15 protein-coding genes are annotated in these 16,198 nt (G+C 56.8%); 3 read left to right on the top strand and 12 right to left on the bottom strand.

The window, feature by feature from the left end:
- Positions 1–75 precede the first annotated feature (75 nt).
- Positions 76–1,281: a BaiN/RdsA family NAD(P)/FAD-dependent oxidoreductase gene (locus FGO67_RS15305; RefSeq protein WP_203301545.1), complete on the top strand. Its 1,206-nt coding sequence runs from the start codon at positions 76–78 to the stop codon at positions 1,279–1,281.
- A 15-nt stretch (positions 1,282–1,296) separates the two neighbouring features.
- Here the strand turns inward: FGO67_RS15305 and FGO67_RS15300 are convergent, their stop codons facing one another.
- From FGO67_RS15300 to FGO67_RS15265, 8 genes are all read right to left on the bottom strand, one after another.
- Positions 1,297–2,187: a hypothetical protein gene (locus tag FGO67_RS15300; protein ID WP_203301544.1), complete on the bottom strand. Its 891-nt coding sequence runs from the start codon at positions 2,185–2,187 to the stop codon at positions 1,297–1,299.
- Between the two features lie 109 nt (positions 2,188–2,296).
- Positions 2,297–3,493: a PilT/PilU family type 4a pilus ATPase gene (locus tag FGO67_RS15295; RefSeq protein WP_338039580.1), complete on the bottom strand. Its 1,197-nt coding sequence runs from the start codon at positions 3,491–3,493 to the stop codon at positions 2,297–2,299.
- A 129-nt stretch (positions 3,494–3,622) separates the two neighbouring features.
- Positions 3,623–4,378: a maleate cis-trans isomerase family protein gene (locus FGO67_RS15290; RefSeq protein WP_275297956.1), complete on the bottom strand. Its 756-nt coding sequence runs from the start codon at positions 4,376–4,378 to the stop codon at positions 3,623–3,625.
- A gap of 27 nt (positions 4,379–4,405) precedes the next feature.
- Entirely contained in the window at positions 4,406–5,935 is a 1,530-nt protein-coding gene (locus FGO67_RS15285; RefSeq protein ID WP_203301543.1) for a malonate--CoA ligase, read from the bottom strand.
- On the bottom strand, positions 5,932–7,299 hold the full coding sequence (locus FGO67_RS15280) for a malonyl-CoA decarboxylase (RefSeq protein WP_203301542.1): 1,368 nt from the start codon (positions 7,297–7,299) through the stop codon (positions 5,932–5,934). The genes FGO67_RS15285 and FGO67_RS15280 overlap by 4 nt, the downstream gene beginning before the upstream one ends.
- Before the next feature lie 22 nt (positions 7,300–7,321).
- The gene (locus FGO67_RS15275; protein ID WP_203301541.1) at positions 7,322–8,659 is read right to left on the bottom strand and encodes a TRAP transporter large permease; all 1,338 of its coding nucleotides are present in this window, start codon (positions 8,657–8,659) and stop codon (positions 7,322–7,324) included.
- A 2-nt stretch (positions 8,660–8,661) separates the two neighbouring features.
- Positions 8,662–9,117 (bottom strand): TRAP transporter small permease subunit, encoded by a 456-nt coding sequence (locus FGO67_RS15270; protein WP_094191197.1) that lies wholly within the window; start codon positions 9,115–9,117, stop codon positions 8,662–8,664.
- Positions 9,118–9,270: 153 nt separating this feature from the next.
- The gene (locus FGO67_RS15265) at positions 9,271–10,272 is read right to left on the bottom strand and encodes a TRAP transporter substrate-binding protein (protein WP_238942472.1); all 1,002 of its coding nucleotides are present in this window, start codon (positions 10,270–10,272) and stop codon (positions 9,271–9,273) included.
- 141 nt (positions 10,273–10,413) lie between these two features.
- Here FGO67_RS15265 and FGO67_RS15260 point away from each other — a divergent pair, with 141 nt between their 5' ends.
- A complete protein-coding gene (locus FGO67_RS15260) occupies positions 10,414–11,088 on the top strand; it encodes a GntR family transcriptional regulator (RefSeq protein ID WP_203301540.1) in 675 nt (224 codons plus the stop codon).
- A 20-nt stretch (positions 11,089–11,108) separates the two neighbouring features.
- Here FGO67_RS15260 and FGO67_RS15255 read toward each other — a convergent pair whose 3' ends face one another.
- The 3 genes from FGO67_RS15255 to alkB all read right to left on the bottom strand — a co-directional run bounded on the left by FGO67_RS15255 (position 11,109) and on the right by alkB (position 14,518).
- Positions 11,109–12,035, bottom strand: a complete 927-nt coding sequence (locus FGO67_RS15255) for a universal stress protein (protein ID WP_203301539.1) — start codon at positions 12,033–12,035, stop codon at positions 11,109–11,111.
- A gap of 1 nt (position 12,036) precedes the next feature.
- Positions 12,037–13,524: a SulP family inorganic anion transporter gene (locus FGO67_RS15250; RefSeq protein WP_203301538.1), complete on the bottom strand. Its 1,488-nt coding sequence runs from the start codon at positions 13,522–13,524 to the stop codon at positions 12,037–12,039.
- Between the two features lie 343 nt (positions 13,525–13,867).
- The gene (alkB, locus tag FGO67_RS15245) at positions 13,868–14,518 is read right to left on the bottom strand and encodes a DNA oxidative demethylase AlkB (RefSeq protein ID WP_203301537.1); all 651 of its coding nucleotides are present in this window, start codon (positions 14,516–14,518) and stop codon (positions 13,868–13,870) included.
- 182 nt (positions 14,519–14,700) lie between these two features.
- Between alkB and djlA the strand changes: the two genes are divergently transcribed.
- Positions 14,701–15,486: a co-chaperone DjlA gene (djlA, locus tag FGO67_RS15240; protein WP_203301536.1), complete on the top strand. Its 786-nt coding sequence runs from the start codon at positions 14,701–14,703 to the stop codon at positions 15,484–15,486.
- Positions 15,487–15,509: 23 nt separating this feature from the next.
- Here the strand turns inward: djlA and FGO67_RS15235 are convergent, their stop codons facing one another.
- Positions 15,510–16,118, bottom strand: a complete 609-nt coding sequence (locus FGO67_RS15235; RefSeq protein WP_203301535.1) for a methyltransferase family protein — start codon at positions 16,116–16,118, stop codon at positions 15,510–15,512.
- Between the last annotated feature and the right edge of the window lie 80 nt (positions 16,119–16,198).

The following is a 16,198-nucleotide window of genomic DNA, read 5'->3' as shown; positions in this document are numbered from 1 at the left end:
TGTGATCCTACTGATTTCTATCTGCTACTACCGCCACGTATAATGCCTCGCACATTTTCCTCGTTGCGATCATTCATGGCTTCGGACTACGACGTAATTATCATTGGTGCCGGTGCCGCCGGTCTCATGTGTGCTGCAACCGCGGGCTACCGTGGGCGCAAGGTGCTGGTCGTCGATCACGCCAACAAGGCGGGCAAGAAAATCCTCATGTCCGGTGGTGGACGCTGCAACTTCACTAACCTGAACAGCACGCAGGCCAACTTCCTGTCCGAAAACCCGCACTACTGCATTTCCGCCCTGAAGCGCTATACCCCACAGGACTTCCTGGAACTGGTGGAACGCCACGGCGTTGAACATGAAGAGAAAGCCGCCGGGCAACTGTTTTGCCGGGACAGCGCCAAAGACATCGTGAACCTGCTGCTAACCGAGTGCGAATGGGCCGGTGCCGAAGTCCGCCTGAAGACGTCGATTTCCGATGTCCGTGCAACCGAGACCGGTTACCGGGTGAATATCAGCGCCGGCGCTCTCACCAGCACTATCACCAGCACTCTCACCTGTGAATCCCTGGTGGTCGCCTGTGGCGGACTATCGATTCCCACCATGGGGGCCACTGGCTTTGGCTACGACCTGGCCAAGCAGTTCGGCCTCTCGGTGTTGCCAACCCGCGCGGGCCTGGTGCCGTTCACGCTGCATCCGGAACTGAAAGAGCAGCTGTCGCCGTTGTCAGGGGTCAGCTGTCCGGTAGACGTTACCTGCCAAAACCAGCACTTCCGCGAACCTATGCTGGTTACCCATCGCGGCCTCAGCGGCCCCTCGATGCTGCAGATTTCCAGCTACTGGCAACCCGGGGATACGCTGTCGGTGAACCTGCTTCCGACCCAACGCATTCACGAGGACCTGCTGGCCTTGCGCCAACAAAAACCCCAGTCCACCGTGGCCCATTACCTGGCCCAGCACCTGCCCAAGCGCTTTGCCCAAGCCTACAACGAACTCCATGGCTGGACCGGCCCACTGCAGGGCTACAAGAACAGCGACCTGGAACAGGTGGCTGAAACGCTCGGCCAGTGGCAAATCAAACCCGCAGGCACCGAAGGCTATCGCACCGCAGAAGTGACCCTCGGCGGCGTGGATACCCGGCAGCTGTCGTCAAAGAATATGTCGGTGTTGGAGCGCCCAAACCTCTACTTCATCGGTGAAGTGGTGGATGTGACCGGCCACCTAGGCGGGCATAATTTCCAGTGGGCCTGGGCTTCTGGTGTGGCAGCGGGCAACGACGCCTAACGCCGAAAGGAATGGTTAAGGCTGATAACGAAGCGTTCTGATTGGCTCCTGCCCATCACTCAGCACTGTGCGCTGGCGTTCCAATTCACTGGCAAACTCCACACTGACTTCCTCGTCATCGTCCAGAGTAGCGCGGGCCTGGGCCAACGCCTGGTCAAGATTGCTCAGTGCCAGAGCCGGATCGTAGTCAGAGACTAGATTATCCAGCAGGGTCAGCCAGGCCGCCGATTTTCCGGGGCCGGCCTGTTCAATGCGGCTACGGTAGGCCGAGCGATTTGGCCCGGCGTTCAGAGCGTAGTCGTACAGCATCTCGGCCGCCGAGAACATCAGATCCGGTTCACAGGGACCGGAAAGATATCGATTCATGGCGTTCTCGAGGTGCCGACTCATCCCACCAACGCCGCGTCGACCATAGCCGTCTGCGATAACCTCAGGCATGGTGCACAGAAAATAATTGCCCGCAAAATAAGCGCTTGTCTCTCCATCCACGGCTCTGTAGGGCCGTTCGGGCAATTGGGAGCGTTCAAGAAACCGAGGATAAAGACGAGCTGCCTGCTCATAAAGCCGTTCTGCCTCGGCCAGGCTGGCATCACCGGCCACGACAACCTCTACGGTATCCGACAGCCGGTTGAAGTAATTCCCCCACAGACCGAACTCCGGCTCAGTGGCCGGCCCTGACTGAACCAACCTCAGAAAATCGTCGGAAACGGCGCCTAACTGCTGCGCCTGGCGGGCGTAGGCATCCTGATCGGCAGGCAAGCCAGCGGAGTTCAGGTCCGACAGCGCCCCCTCGATTCTCTCGAACCGATCGGCATACGCAGGGCTGACCGATACAGCGCCGGTTGCATCTGTTCCGACCGTTGGTGGAGGAAGCGACAGAGACTGGCAACCGGCGACGAACAACACCAGAGCGACAGAGAGGGCTTTCCATAGCCTTCTCTGCGGCCCGTGCTGTTCTCGCCGGTGCTGAGTGTAGGGCTGCCCGCCTGGGCCACAAGAGGCAGCACTTAGCCCATCAAAATTTCGGCTTGAACGGCTCAACATCAGTATCCTCTTCGTCGCCCTCAATTTCTTCGAGCGTCAGCTTATCAATGGATGGAGAGGATGTATTCTCGGTCCGTTTTTCCTCCACTGCGGGGGCGCTCTCCCCTTGAGCCAACTTGATACGCAGCCTCAGATTGTTCGGCGAGTCCGCATTGGCAATTGCATCCTCAAGCGTAACGCGACCGCTCTCATAGAGTTTGAACAGGGCACCATCGAAAGTCTGCATCCCCAGGTTTTCCGACTTCTCCATTATTTCCTTAATCTCGGGCAGCCGGTTCTTAAGGATCAATTCCTGTATCGTTTTGGTGCCCAGAAGCACTTCAACGGCCGCACAACGCTTGCCGTCGGCGGTGGGCACCAGGCGCTGGGAAACGAAGCCGCGAATGTTCTGCGCCAGGCTCATCAGCAATGCCGGCCGTTTCTCGTCTGGGAAAAGGTTGATAATCCGCTCAAGCGCCTGATTGGCGTTATTGGCGTGCAGTGTGGAGATGGCAAGGTGGCCGGTTTCGGCGAATTCCAAGGCATGCTCCATGGTCTCGCGATCACGGATCTCGCCTATCAGAATTACGTCCGGTGCCTGGCGCAGGGTATTCTTCAGAGCATTTTTAAAACTCCGGGTATCCACCCCAACCTCGCGCTGGTTAATGATGGATTTTTTGTGCTTGTGCACGAATTCAACCGGATCCTCAATGGTAATGATATGCCCGCCGACATTGCTGTTGCGGTAGTCGATCAGGGCCGCCAACGAGGTCGATTTGCCTGAACCAGTGCCCCCAACAAACAACACCAGCCCACGCTTATTCATTACCAATTCTTTCAGAACGGGGGGTAACCCCAAATCGTCAAATTTTGGGATATCAGTGTTGATGTTTCTGGCAACGATGGCGACTTCGTTACGCTGCTTGAAGATGTTGACCCGAAAGCGGCCGATGCCTGGCAGAGAAATCGCCAGGTTCATCTCCAACTCATTATTAAAAACTGCCCGCTGCTCATCATCCATGATGCTGTTGGCAATGGCCTCTACCTCTCCTGCCTTGAGCACTTCCCGTGATAGCGGCTTCAACGTCCCTTGGAACTTTGCGCAAGGGGGAGCTCCGGTGCTCAGGTACAAGTCAGAACCATCGTTTTTGGCCAGTACATTGAGGTATTTGTTAATCACTTCCGTCACGAGTCATTCTCCTTGTCGGGCCAGTGTGGACCGTTTCTAGAACCCTGACAGTGTACCCGCTCGGACTCGCCTATCTCTATGACTGTTTGCGTCACTCAGGCACGAGCTGAAGCAGCCTCATGCCCACCCTTACGCAATATCGCCGGAAAGCAAACGCCCCGCATTGGGCACGTAGGGTTTCAACTCCAATGCCTTCAGAATCTGGTAAGTGGTGCAGGTTGCTGCTGACACCACCGGCAAACCCAGGGCATCCTCGACGGGCTGAATGGCAGCCAGAGACGGCATCTGCACGCAGGCGGACAGGACTACCGCGTCAGTTTCGGCGGTATTCAGGCGCTGGACGATATCCTCCAGCAGCGCCGGATCCCGACGGCCGACCTCAAGGTTGTCGGGAATTTCCAGCGCAATGCTGTCTACCACCTCAAACCCCTCCGCTTCGATGTAGTCCACCACCAACTGGGTCAGCGGTTTCATGTAAGGCGTGATGATGGCGACCCGTTGGGCGCCCAGGAGTTTCAGCCCCTCGGTCAGCGCTCCGGCGCTGCTGACAATCGGTGTCGGATGGCCGTTGTCACGGGTGACTCCATGCAGACGAGCCTGGGACTCCCGGTGGTACCCCGCGCCCCGGCTCATGATGGCTACCAGACAGGCATAGCCCATGACATCCACAGCGGCATCCGATAGTTCCAAGGCGCAACGGTCTGATTCATCATCCATAGCCGCAAGCTCTTCCCTGGTCACCTTTTTCATGCGCATCCGACTGGAATGGAAGGTAAACCGTTCCGGCTCCACTGCTTCACGCGCTCTGAGCATAGCGGGTATCTCAGTTTCCATGGTGGTGTTGGAACTGGGCACAATCTGGCCGATTCGAAAACTTCTGGTCATGGCGTTTGCTCCTATGGTTACGCCATTTCAAGCGTCTGAGTAGATGTCTTTGTATTCATCCCGCAGCTGCTTCTTCTGCACTTTGCCCATGGTATTGCGGGGCAACGCATCTACGAAGAAGACCCGTTTGGGCTGCTTGTATTTCGCCAGGTGGCCGGATAAGGACTTGATAACGTCCGCCTCATTGAGTTGTTGCCCTGGCAACAACACCACGACAGCCGTCACACCCTCCCCGAAGTCCGGGTGCGGCACACCAATGACTGCCGACTCCGACACCTCCGGAAGTGCATCGATAATCTGCTCCACTTCTTTGGGATAAACGTTAAAACCACCGGATATCACCAAATCCTTGTCACGACCCACAATCTGGACGTATCCGCGTTCATCAATCAGCGCCAAATCACCGGTAACAAAGAACCCGTCTTCCAACAGCTCAGCTTTGGTTTTCTCCGGCATGCGCCAATAGCCCTTGAACACATTGGGACCGCGCACCTCAAGCATGCCAATCTCGCCTTGCGGCAGTGGTGCATGGGTGGCCGTCTCCGGATCAGTAATACGGATCTCTACACCGGGCAACGGCATACCAACCGTGCCGGCAATCCGGTCACCATCGTAGGGATTGGAGGTGTTCATGTTGGTTTCGGTCATGCCATAACGCTCAAGAATGGCGTGCCCGGTGCGCTGCTCAAATTGCTGGTGCGTTTCAGCGGTCAGCGGTGCCGAACCGGAGGTGAAGAGGCGCATGTTGGCGGTCAGTTCCGGCGTTAGGCGGTCGTCCTGTAACAATCGGGTATAGAAAGTCGGGACTCCCATCAGCGAGGTGCCATCGGGCATGGCGGCGATGATGGTGTCGACATCAAACTTGGACATGAAATACAGACTGGCACCGGCCGTCAGGATCACATTGCAGGCCACGAACAGGCCGTGGGTGTGGAAAATCGGCAGTGCATGAATCAGCCGATCTTTCTCGGTGAACCGCCAGGCCTCGGCCAGACTCTTACTGTTTGACCGCAGGTTGTTGTGGGTCAGCATGGCACCTTTACTGCGCCCGGTAGTGCCTGAGGTGTATAGAATGGCCGCCAGGTCATCCTCATCGCGCGGCTCAATGCCGGTGAACGCCTGTGCTGTGGCAACCGCACCCATTAACGAACCATCGTCCTTGGTACCCAGAGTTTCCACTCGCGGGCACTGGGTTTTGGCTGCAATCGCTCTAGCCGACTCCAGGGAGGCGGGCATGCACACGAATAAGGCTGGCTCCGCGTCACCCAGGAAATAGCCGATCTCATCCGCTGTGTAGCCGGTGTTCAGTGGCAAATAGACACCGCCAACGCGCAGAGTGGCCAGGTACAGCAGAATCGCCTCCGGGCTCTTATCAACCTGCACCGCTACCCGGTCTCCGGGATTAACCCCAAGGCCTTTCAAGGCACCGGCAATGCGCTCGGTCTTGGCCAGGGCATCAGCGTAGGAATACTCGGCCCCCTCGGGCGTGGTAATAAAGTTGGCCGTTCCACGGTCCTGCATTTTCGCGGCAAAAGTATCGAACAGGTTATGGTTCATTTCTCTAGTTCTCCTTGAAACAGTTTTCTACCGAGCTTGCTCAGTTCACGGACGCTTGGGGAACAGACGATTTCACCGTTTTCGGTGTACTTTTCATTGTTGCGTTCAATGTTCTCAAGCACATACAGATAGTTAACCATTAGGCCTGCAGACTGCTTCATACCATTGGTGGAGACATCCCCGAGCCAATTGATGCGGTGTAGTTCCGCGCCATTACCCAGGTGGAAGCGGGCAACAGGATTTATCGGCTGATTGTTACCGTTCCTCTCTTTCAGCAGGTATCGGGCCGCCAGGGGTCGAATCACTTCGTTCAGGCGATTGGCCAATTCCTCATTGCTGGCCCAATTCGGATTGTCCAGGTGTGCCAGTATCGACTGCGCCTCCGGCGTTAACAGACCCGAATCCGGGTGGTAGGTTTTCTCCAGCCAGCTCCGGAACATGGGGAGTGGTGACAGAGTCACGAAATTCTTTAGGTTCGGCAGTTCGTACTTCAGCTCCTGCACCACTTGCTTGATGAGGAAGTTGCCGAAAGAGATACCCCGGAGCCCGACCTGACAGTTGCTAATGCCAAAGAATGCAGCCGAGTCGGCCAACTGGGGAGCGTCAATGTCGTAATGGTCATGTGCCAGGATGGGCTGGATTCGGTCCGGAATACCCTTGGTCAGCGCCACCTCTACAAAGATCAGCGGTTCATCGCCGATCGCAGGGTGGAAGAAGCCGAAGCAACGCCGGTCCCGGTTGTCCAGACGGCGGCGCAGGTCATCCCAGCCCTGGATCTTGTGCACGGCCTCGTAGCGAATGATTTTCTCCAGAATGGAAGCCGGCGTAGTCCAGTCGATCCGCTTCAGGACCAGAAAGCCGCGGTTGAACCAGGACGCAAAAAGATGGACAAAGTCGGCATTGATCGACTCAAAGTCTTTATGCTCCTTCATCAGCGCCAGGAAATCCTGACGCATCCTCACCAACTCATAAGTTGCACCCTGGGCCAGATTGAGTCGACGCAGCACTTCCTGCCGAAGTGGCTCGGTGACCTCGAACAGGTCGGCCAGATGCTTGTTGGACCTATCGCTTTTGTAGACGCGGTACGCCCGATCGATCTTGTCTGGATCAGCCGAAAAGTTCTTGGCCAAGGCATCGAAAAAGGCCCGTTTGTCGTCATCGCCAAGGGACTGGTAGATATCCAATGCCCGACTGGCGAGCACAATACTGGCCGCCTCGCCATCACTGTGCAGCAGCTCATGGCAAGCCGCTTCCAGGTCCCTGTGATCGTAACTGCCCTTCTTATTCTTGTTGCCAAACTTACGCTGCAGGGCATCACGCTGGGTGATGCTGCTGAACAGCTCTTGCAAGAAACTCATATTCATAGCATTAACCTTAGAGTTGATCTCAGGTGCCCGCACCCATGATGAGGTTCGGCAGCCACAAGGCGATCTCAGGGAATACGCACAGCAGCACAATGCCTAGAATCATGCACAGAGCGTACGGCAAACTGCCAAGGAGGATGTCCCGGAGTGCTATGTCGGGCGCAATGCCCTTGATGATGAACAGGTTGAGGCCCACCGGCGGCGTGATCAGTCCGATTTCCAGGTTGATGGTCAGGATCACTGCGAACCAGTAGGGGTCGAAGTTCGCCGCAAGAATGATCGGCAACAGGATCGGTGCGGCCATCACAATGACGGCGACTGGCGGCAGGAAGAAACCGGCAACCAGCAGGAAGAGGTTGATGACCCCCATCAGGACCCACCGATTTACCTCCAGGTCGGCAATGGCTCCGGCCAGGGTCTGGGTAATGAACAGAGACGACAGGGCAAAGGCAAATATTTCAGCGGTCGCAATGATCAGCATGATCATTACGCTTTCGCGCAGCGCATCTCGCATGATGTTGGAGATGGGTTTAACCTGCCACATACGATAGACCATGATGGCCAACGCCAGACACAGGAAAGCACCAACACCCGCCGCTTCGGACGGCGTTGCGACGCCGCCATAAAGGGCGAATAGAATACCAAGCACCACCATCAGGAACGGAAGCACCCGCACCAGGGCCTTCATATTGCCTTCAACGTTTTCCTTGATTTGGGCTGCCGCCGCCGCTACCGGATTCGGGCTGTTGTAGCCGCCGGACAACTTGCAGGCAATCAGGGTCCAGACCATGAACAGGCCTGCCAGCATCAGCCCAGGTATTGCACCGGCAATGAACAGACGGCCGATAGAGGTCTCCGTAGAAATGCCGTACACGATCATGGTGACCGAGGGCGGGATCAGGATGCCGAGGGTACCACCAGCGGCAATACAGCCCGCTGCAACGCCATCCGGGTAACCGCGCTTGCGCATCTCAGGAATACCGAGTTTACCGATCGCAGCACTGGTTGCGGGCGATGACCCCGACAAGGCCGCAAAAATTGAGCAAGCCGCAATGTTGGAGATTGCCAAACCGCCTGGCAGCCTGCCCATCCAGATGTCGAGAGAACGATAGAGATCCCGGCCGGTAGGCGACGAGGCCACCGCAGCCCCCATCAGAATGAACATGGGGATGGCGACAAAGCCGAAGGAGGCAACGTGCCCAAAGAAGGTTTCGCCGAAATACACCAGCTCACCCATTCCCTGATCGAGGACCAGCGCCCCCAAGGCGACAGCGCCAAGTGCAAAGGCGATGGGGGTACCGATGGCCATCAATACCAGCAAGGCAATAACAACGAGAATACCGCTAGTGACAGGATCCATGATTACGCCTCTCCCCGCAGAATTTCAGCAACGTATTGAAGCGACAGTAACGACGCACCAACGGCCACGGGCAGAAGTGCGGGCCACAGAGGTGGATTCCAGACGGTCCCGGTGGTCCACTCAAAAGCGTAAGCTTCGTAGAAGTAGTACCAGCAGCCGTAGGCCAGGGCCAAACAGAACACCAGGCCCACCAAAGAAGCAGTCAGCTGCATCAGATGCTTAGGCAGACCACGCATGGCATCGGGCAGCACGGTGACTGCCACGTGACCACCGGTCTTGAGCACATAAGGCGTACCCAGCAGCATCGCTGCGCTGATCGCAAAGGTTGTGAATTCGGTTTGCCAGACTGTGCTTTCACCCATGGCGTAACGAACGAACACCATGTGAACGACGGCCAGCACACCCAGCGCAAGCAGCGCAGCGGCGAGAATGGCAGCGGCAACCGATACGGCATCCATGCAACGGATATATCCACCGAAGATGCCTCGCTCAGAGGCTCGTCTTGAACTGGAAGATTGGGACATAGCTCAAACCCGAAAAATGGTTGGCTCGCCACCCCGGCAGGTAGCCGGGAATGGCGAGGCTGAATCAGTAGATCAATGCTGAAGGACTTACTCGACAGCCAACGCTGCGTCGATCAGAGCCTGCCCGTTCGGAACATTCTCTGCGAAGGTCTTGTAGGAGCTCTTTTTGGCAATATCCAACCAGGCCTGGTAGTTCTCAGGTGTCATATTGACCACTTCAACGCCGTTCTCCGCGAAGACGTCGGCCATCTTTTGGTCAAGACCGGCAGCTTCTTTGGCGAAATAGTCTTCGGCTTTCTGACCGGCTGCTGTCAGTGCAGCCTGCTGCTCAGCGTTCAGGCTGTTCCAGCTGCGCTCGGAAATCAGCACCGGCTCATACATAAACCAGAGTGCATTTTCGCCCGGAGCGGTCAGGCAGGTGACTTGCTCGTAGATACGGTAGGACACGAAGGAACCTGAGGAGGTGTTAGCACCATCGAGAACCCCGGTTTGCATCGCGGTGTAGATTTCGGAGGACGGCATGGAGGCGATGGAGGCACCAGCGGTAGCGAGCATCTCGTCAAAGGCCGGGCCAGCGGCACGCAGCGTTTGCCCCTGAACAGTATCCGGTGAAGTAATGCACTGTTTGTTAGAGGCGAAGCCACCTGCCAGCCACGCATCGGCGAGGACTCGGGCACCGGCATCGTTGATCACTTTTTTGATCATGTCCATGAATTCGGAGTCGTTCAGGCGTTGGGCACGCTCGTGGCTGCGGACCAGACCCGGCATCAGAGTTGCGGAAAACTCGGGGTGACGGCCACTGGCGTAATCCAATGGCAGAGAGATCATGTCCACTCGGCCACGTACCAGAGCACCCCACTGCTCCTTGGCCTTAAACAGGGACTGTCCCGGATAAATCTGAAGTTCAAGACCGACATCCGCCGCTTTCACTTCGCGGGCCATCAATTGAACCATTTCATCCCGCACATCCCCCTTTCCTCCTGGAAATTGGTGCGACACACGAAGGGTTGTGTCGGCTGCGGCAACGCTGGGCAGAAAAACAGAAAGAGTGGCCGCTGCGGCCAGTTTTGCGAAGGGCATCTTCATCATTTTGTCTCCAGAATTGTTTTTGTAATATCTATCAGAGCACTCTGATGTATACATCAATAGACTTGTTGTATATTGTTGTCAATATTATTTGACTATTTTATAACCAGGTCGATTTTTTCAGACTGAGCAGAGAGACCAATAATGAAACGCTCGAATACACAAAAACTAAAAGACGCTCTGGAAGAGGACATCATTAACGGTCAGCTACTGCCTGGAGCCAAGCTTGATCATGACGCCCTGGCGGCGAAGTACGGCGTGTCCCGCACTCCTATACGGGAAGCCATTCAACAGTTGGTGGTCAGCGGCCTGGTAACCGTCAAGGCAAAAAAAGGCACGTTCGTCGCAAAGGTCGGTTTCGACCAGCTGATCGAAATGTTCGAGGTCATGGCGGAACTGGAAGGTATGTGCGGCCGACTAGCGGCCAGGAGGATACAACCAGCAGAGCTTGAAGCCCTGCGTGCGGCGCTGCACCGCTGCGAAGATTCCGACGTGATGTCGGATCCGGATGACTACTACTACGAAAATGAAGAATTCCATAACTGCATTTACACGGCCAGCCATAACAGCTTTCTGGCAACTGAAGCACGGCAGCTCAAACAGCGTCTGAAGCCATACCGGCGCCTGCAATTACAAACACGGAATCGGGTTTCCACCTCGGTGAACGAACACCGAAGGATTTTCGAGGCGATCGAAAAAGGCCAAGAGTACGAAGCCGAGCAGCAACTTAAGGAGCATGTACTGATCCAGGGCACTAGGTTCAGCGACTTTGTGTCCCAGGTGAAAACCTTTGGCAACTCCTCTCAAGAAACTTCCTAAGAGGAGCCGCAACGGCGAGATTAACGCAGGATAACGAGCGGCTTCTCAGCCGTTTTCAGCATCGTGGTGGTGGTGCTGCCCACCAGGAACTGACGAATGCGGGAATGGCCGTAGGCGCCCATAACCAGCAAATCAATATCATGCTCATCCTGATAGGCGTGCAACGTCGGCTCAACGTCACCGGCGCGGATCGCCAGGGTAATTTCGGATTCAAGACCTGCGAGCATCTTCTCAGCCTTCTTGAGCTGCTCCCAACGGTCATTGGTGTCGGCACCCACCATCACCAGGTGCAGCGGCATGCCCTTCAGCACCGGACTACCAGCCAGCAACTCAACACCTTTGAAGGCAGTGTCGCTGCCGTCAAAGGCCAGCATCGCACTCTGGGGCGCCTTGAACTCGTCCGGAACCAGAAGAATCGGGCGATGCATGCTGCGGATCACGGTCTCAAGCTGGCTGCCAATGTGGATATCACGATCGGAGCTGCTCTCACCGTGCAGGCCCATCACCAGCAGGCGGGTCTGGTTTTCAAGCGACAGCAGCGATTCAGTCAGATCACCGTGACGCTGGCGCTTGGCCACCTCGGCCACACCAGCATCTTTCAAACGGCGCTCAGCCTCATCCAGCATATGATGGCCATGCTCGAGTGCCAGCTTCGAACGCTTGCGGTCCAGTTCGGCCAACTCGTCCAGCAACTGCTCGCGGCTGCCCAATCCAATGCTGCCCGCCAGATCGGGCTCCGCCGGATAGCGCTCTTCATCCAGAACGTGAAGCAACGTCACCGGGTTCTGCATGTGCTTGCTTGCCCAGGCGGCGTAATCACACACCGCCGGTGCAGCGCGGGAACCATCGATACAGGCCACTACTCGTAACATCTCAACCTCGCCTTGCTGATCGTTGTGGTTGTTATTCTGACTGCCATCGCTACCGGATTCCGTGGTCTGGCTCATGTCAGTGCCCCATCAGCTGATCAACCGATTCCGGCTTATCATGCACGCCAAAACGGTCAACAATGGTGGCACTGGCTTCGTTCATGCCAATCACTTCGACATCGGCACCCTCACGGCGGAATTTAATCACGGCCTTGTCGAGGGCGCCCACGGCGGTGATGTCCCAGAAGTGAGCCCGGCTCAGATCAATCACCACATTATCGACTGCTTCCTTAAAATCAAAGGCCTGGATCAGTTTTTCTGAGGAGCTGAAGAACACCTGGCCCACCACGGTGTAGGTGCGGGTGTCGGTTTTCTCATCCAACGACGAGTCCACCATCATGTAGTGGCCAATCTTGTTGGCGAAGAACAGCGCCGCCAGGAGCACGCCAGCCAACACACCAAACGCCAGGTTGTGAGTGGCAACCACCACGATAACGGTGACCAACATCACGATGTTGGTGGACAACGGATGCTCCTTGAGATTCTTGATCGACTCCCAGGAGAAGGTACCGATCGACACCATGATCATGACCGCTACCAGCGCAGCCATCGGGATCTGCACCAGCACGCTGTCGAGCACCAGCACCATGATCAGCAGGAAGACACCAGCGGTGAGAGTCGACAGGCGGGTACGGCCGCCGGATTTCACGTTGATGATGGACTGGCCGATCATGGCACAACCGGCCATGCCGCCAACAAGGCCGGAGCCGATGTTGGCAATGCCCTGGCCCTTGCACTCGCGGTTGCGGTCACTCTCGGTGTCGGTCAGGTCGTCGACAATGGTCGCGGTCATCATGGATTCCAACAGACCCACCACCGCCAGCGGCAGCGAGTACGGCAGAATGATCATCAGAGTTTCGAGGTTCAGCGGCACGTCCGGCCACAGGAAAATAGGCAGAGTGTCAGGCAGCTCGCCCATGTCACCCACGGTGCGGATGTCCAGACCGAGGAATACCGCGACCGCCGTCAGCACAACGATACACACCAGCGGCGAAGGCAAAATCTTGCCCACCACCGGCAGCAACGGAAACAGGTAGATGATGCCAAGGCCAGCTGCGGTCATGGCGTATACGTGCCAGGTGACGTTGGTCAGCTCAGGCAACTGGGCCATGAAAATCAGGATGGCGAGCGCGTTCACGAACCCGGTCACCACCGAACGCGAGACAAACCGCATCAGGCTACCCAGTTTCAGGTAACCGGCCACCACCTGGATCACACCGGTTAACAACGTCGCCGCCAGCAAGTACTGGAGACCATGCTCTTTAACGAGCGTGACCATAAGCACCGCCATGGCCGCGGTTGCGGCCGAAATCATACCGGGCCGACCACCCACAAACGCGATGATGACCGCGATACAGAAGGACGCGTACAGCCCCACCTTCGGATCAACGCCGGCGATGATGGAGAAGGCGATGGCCTCCGGGATCAGGGCCAGCGCAACCACGACACCTGCGAGCAGGTCTCCGCGGATGTTGGATAACCATTGGTTTTTCAGGGTATTAACCATGTCGAGTTCCGTTATTGGTAAATCAGGTACAAAGTCACCGGGCCGTCACCAGGGGTAATCGAAAACACATTCCCGAAGGTGGATGAAGACAAAACAGGAACGGGCGTCAAGCTGGACTGGCAGTCACAGTAATCCGGCGAGCTTTGTTCAAAGAGGTTGCAAATAAAGGGCGCGAATCTTACCAGATTCGCCCTGTACAAGTAAGGTAAGGGTTACCCGCTGTACCTATGCTCAAGGATGCTCAAGGATGAAGGCTCGAGTTCACCGGGGGTCACCGCAAGACCAATTCACGGCCCGGATTGGCCGTTTCCTGGCTGCAGTAGGAAGCGGGCCTTAGTGAGAGTCAGCGGGCCCGACGAAACGTTAGGTTGTAGCGGCAGGCGCCGGTCAGCGGATGCTCGCCCGCCTTCAGCCGCATAACACCGTGGTAACGAAGACGAGAAGGCCCGCCCCAAACCACCACGTCGCCATGGGCCAGAGGCACATTCACCGGCCGTTCGTTGCGTTTCAGGCCACCGAACTGGAACACCTGAGACAATCCCAGAGACACCGACACGATCGGCTGCTCAAAATCCAGCTCGTCCTTGTCCTGGTGCAACCCCATCTTGGCACCAGGTTCGTATTGGTTGATCAGGCAGGCGTCGGGCTGAAAGTTTCCGAAACCGGCGGCCTCGGCAGCTTCTTTGGCCACCTGGACAAAGACCTCGGGCATGGCGGGCCAAGGCCGGCCGGAAAGCGGATCTGTTCCCTGATACCGGTATCCGGTGGCATCGGTTACCCAGCCCTGGTTGCCACAACAGCTCATGGCGGCCGACATGGTGTGCCCGCCCGGCGTCTGCATCTTGCGCAGTGGCGCCGAGTTGGTGACCCGCTGGATACCGCGCAGCAGCTCTTCAGCACGTTCAGTCACAAACCCTCGCAGCACCATGGCGCCATCTGTAATCGTCTCGGTGCGAGGCTCGTCGGGCAGGTCGGCAAACAGATCTTGAGTCATTGCGGGCTTCTCACTTTCGCAGGTACACACATCATTGTGGGTTACTTCCAAAGCCTGTTTCCAGGATGTTCTCTGAGGGCGCCGGATCGGATTTGCGAACTCCATGAAGGCCTGTTCATGAATCCGCCCAAGAAAACCCGTATATTCTATGGACTGTTCCAAACCGAATTAAGGATTGTTAGATGCTGTTGGCCGTTTTATTAGGGGGATTAATTGGTTACGCCTTTGGCAAGTTCGCTGGCTTTCTGGTCGGTGCAGCCATCGGTGCCTTCGTGTTCAACCGCCTCAAAAGCCGGTTGATCGGTAAGCTCCACTCCATCCAGTCCGGCTTCATTGAGTCAGTCTTCGCCGTCATGGGCGCCCTGTGCAAGGCTGATGGCGTGGTCTCCCGAGATGAAATCCAGATGGCGGAGGCTATGTTTGCCCGTTTCCGCCTGAACGAAAACCAGCGAGCCAAGGCCCGGGCCGCTTTCAATCGCGGCAAAGCTCCAGAATTCGATCTGGACGCAGAACTTCAGCACTTCCTGCGCATGAGCGGCAGCCAGCCGGCCTTCCTGCAGATGTTCCTGCAAGTCCAAGTATCCGCAGTTGCCGCCGATGGCGTTATCCATCCGGACGAGCACGCCATGCTGCTGCGTATTGCCCGGGGCCTGGGCCTGCCGGAAAGCCAGGTAGATCAGCTCGAGGCCATGCTGCGAGGCGCCCACAGCGGGCAAGCCGGTGCCGGCGCGAGCCAGCGTTCCTCAAGCCAGCAGATCGACGATGCCTACAAGGTTCTGGGGGTTTCATCCTCAGCCAGCGACGCTGAACTGAAGAGGGCGTACCGAAAGCTGATGAGCGAGAATCACCCGGACAAACTTGCCGGCAAAGGCATGCCAGAGAGTATGCGGGAAATGGCGGAGGAGCGGACGCGGGACATCAGCCACGCCTACGACGTGATCAAGGACGCCCGCAAAAAAGCCAGCTAATCGGGTCTGGCGCGGGAATGGCCTTATAACCAGCGAGGCACCCGCGCCCGGTAGTCGTCGTATTGGCTGCCGAAGTCACTGGCCAGGGCCTTTTCCTCCTCCCTGGCCTGCCGGGTGATGACCAGCACGCCGGCGATCAGGCAAACCAATGAGAAGACACTCGGGAGCGCCAGAAAGAACCCCAGTTGTCCGGCCATCACGCTGATGAACAGCGGGTTTCGGGATCGGGCAAACGGCCCCCCGGTGAGCAGATTGCGGCCCTCCTTTCTGGGATCGATTCCGGAGCGCCAATCTTCGTGCATGTATGCCTGCAGATAATTCACACTGGCAAACGACACCAACAGCAGCAACATCCCCACCAACAGTACTGGCCACTGATACAGCGACGGGAAGACTCCCAGCCAGGCATCAACGTCAACGAAAATCCGAATCACGCAGATACTGACGATCAAGGTTCGGAACACGTTGAAGATCTGCCGATGCCACCAGGGCGCTGTTCCTTTGCCACCATAGTTGATGTAGGAGAAGCTCATTCGGCGATACAGTCCCAGCGTTCGTCCGCCAAACTGCAGGCCGATCATCAGAAAAAAGATGCCCAGAAAATAGCGAATTAAAGGTTCTAGAGATTCCATCTGGCTCGCTTACTACTTTATCGTGCTGCAAGCTTATTATTTGAAAAGGCCTGTGAAAAGCAGATTTATGAACAGGGTGA

It is taken from the genome of Marinobacter sediminum, from assembly GCF_016820575.1.
GTDB classification, from domain to species: Bacteria; Pseudomonadota; Gammaproteobacteria; order Pseudomonadales; family Oleiphilaceae; genus Marinobacter; species Marinobacter sediminum.
This window is presented reverse-complemented; position numbering and strand designations above follow the sequence as displayed.

Bases quoted from the DNA above. Each gene is read 5' to 3' on its own strand.
- FGO67_RS15270 (WP_094191197.1), bottom strand. From the start codon at position 9,117: ATGGATGCCGTATCGGTTGCCGCTGCCATTCTCGCCGCTGCGCTGCTT.
- FGO67_RS15260 (WP_203301540.1), top strand. From the start codon at position 10,414: ATGAAACGCTCGAATACACAAAAACTAAAAGACGCTCTGGAAGAGGAC.
- FGO67_RS15250 (WP_203301538.1), bottom strand. From the start codon at position 13,524: ATGGTTAATACCCTGAAAAACCAATGGTTATCCAACATCCGCGGAGAC.
- FGO67_RS15280 (WP_203301542.1), bottom strand. From the start codon at position 7,299: ATGAATATGAGTTTCTTGCAAGAGCTGTTCAGCAGCATCACCCAGCGT.
- FGO67_RS15255 (WP_203301539.1), bottom strand. From the start codon at position 12,035: ATGAGCCAGACCACGGAATCCGGTAGCGATGGCAGTCAGAATAACAAC.
- FGO67_RS15305 (WP_203301545.1), top strand. From the start codon at position 76: ATGGCTTCGGACTACGACGTAATTATCATTGGTGCCGGTGCCGCCGGT.
- FGO67_RS15265 (WP_238942472.1), bottom strand. From the start codon at position 10,272: ATGATGAAGATGCCCTTCGCAAAACTGGCCGCAGCGGCCACTCTTTCT.
- FGO67_RS15290 (WP_275297956.1), bottom strand. From the start codon at position 4,378: ATGACCAGAAGTTTTCGAATCGGCCAGATTGTGCCCAGTTCCAACACC.
- FGO67_RS15275 (WP_203301541.1), bottom strand. From the start codon at position 8,659: ATGGATCCTGTCACTAGCGGTATTCTCGTTGTTATTGCCTTGCTGGTA.
- FGO67_RS15235 (WP_203301535.1), bottom strand. From the start codon at position 16,118: ATGGAATCTCTAGAACCTTTAATTCGCTATTTTCTGGGCATCTTTTTT.
- alkB (WP_203301537.1), bottom strand. From the start codon at position 14,518: ATGACTCAAGATCTGTTTGCCGACCTGCCCGACGAGCCTCGCACCGAG.
- djlA (WP_203301536.1), top strand. From the start codon at position 14,701: ATGCTGTTGGCCGTTTTATTAGGGGGATTAATTGGTTACGCCTTTGGC.
- FGO67_RS15285 (WP_203301543.1), bottom strand. From the start codon at position 5,935: ATGAACCATAACCTGTTCGATACTTTTGCCGCGAAAATGCAGGACCGT.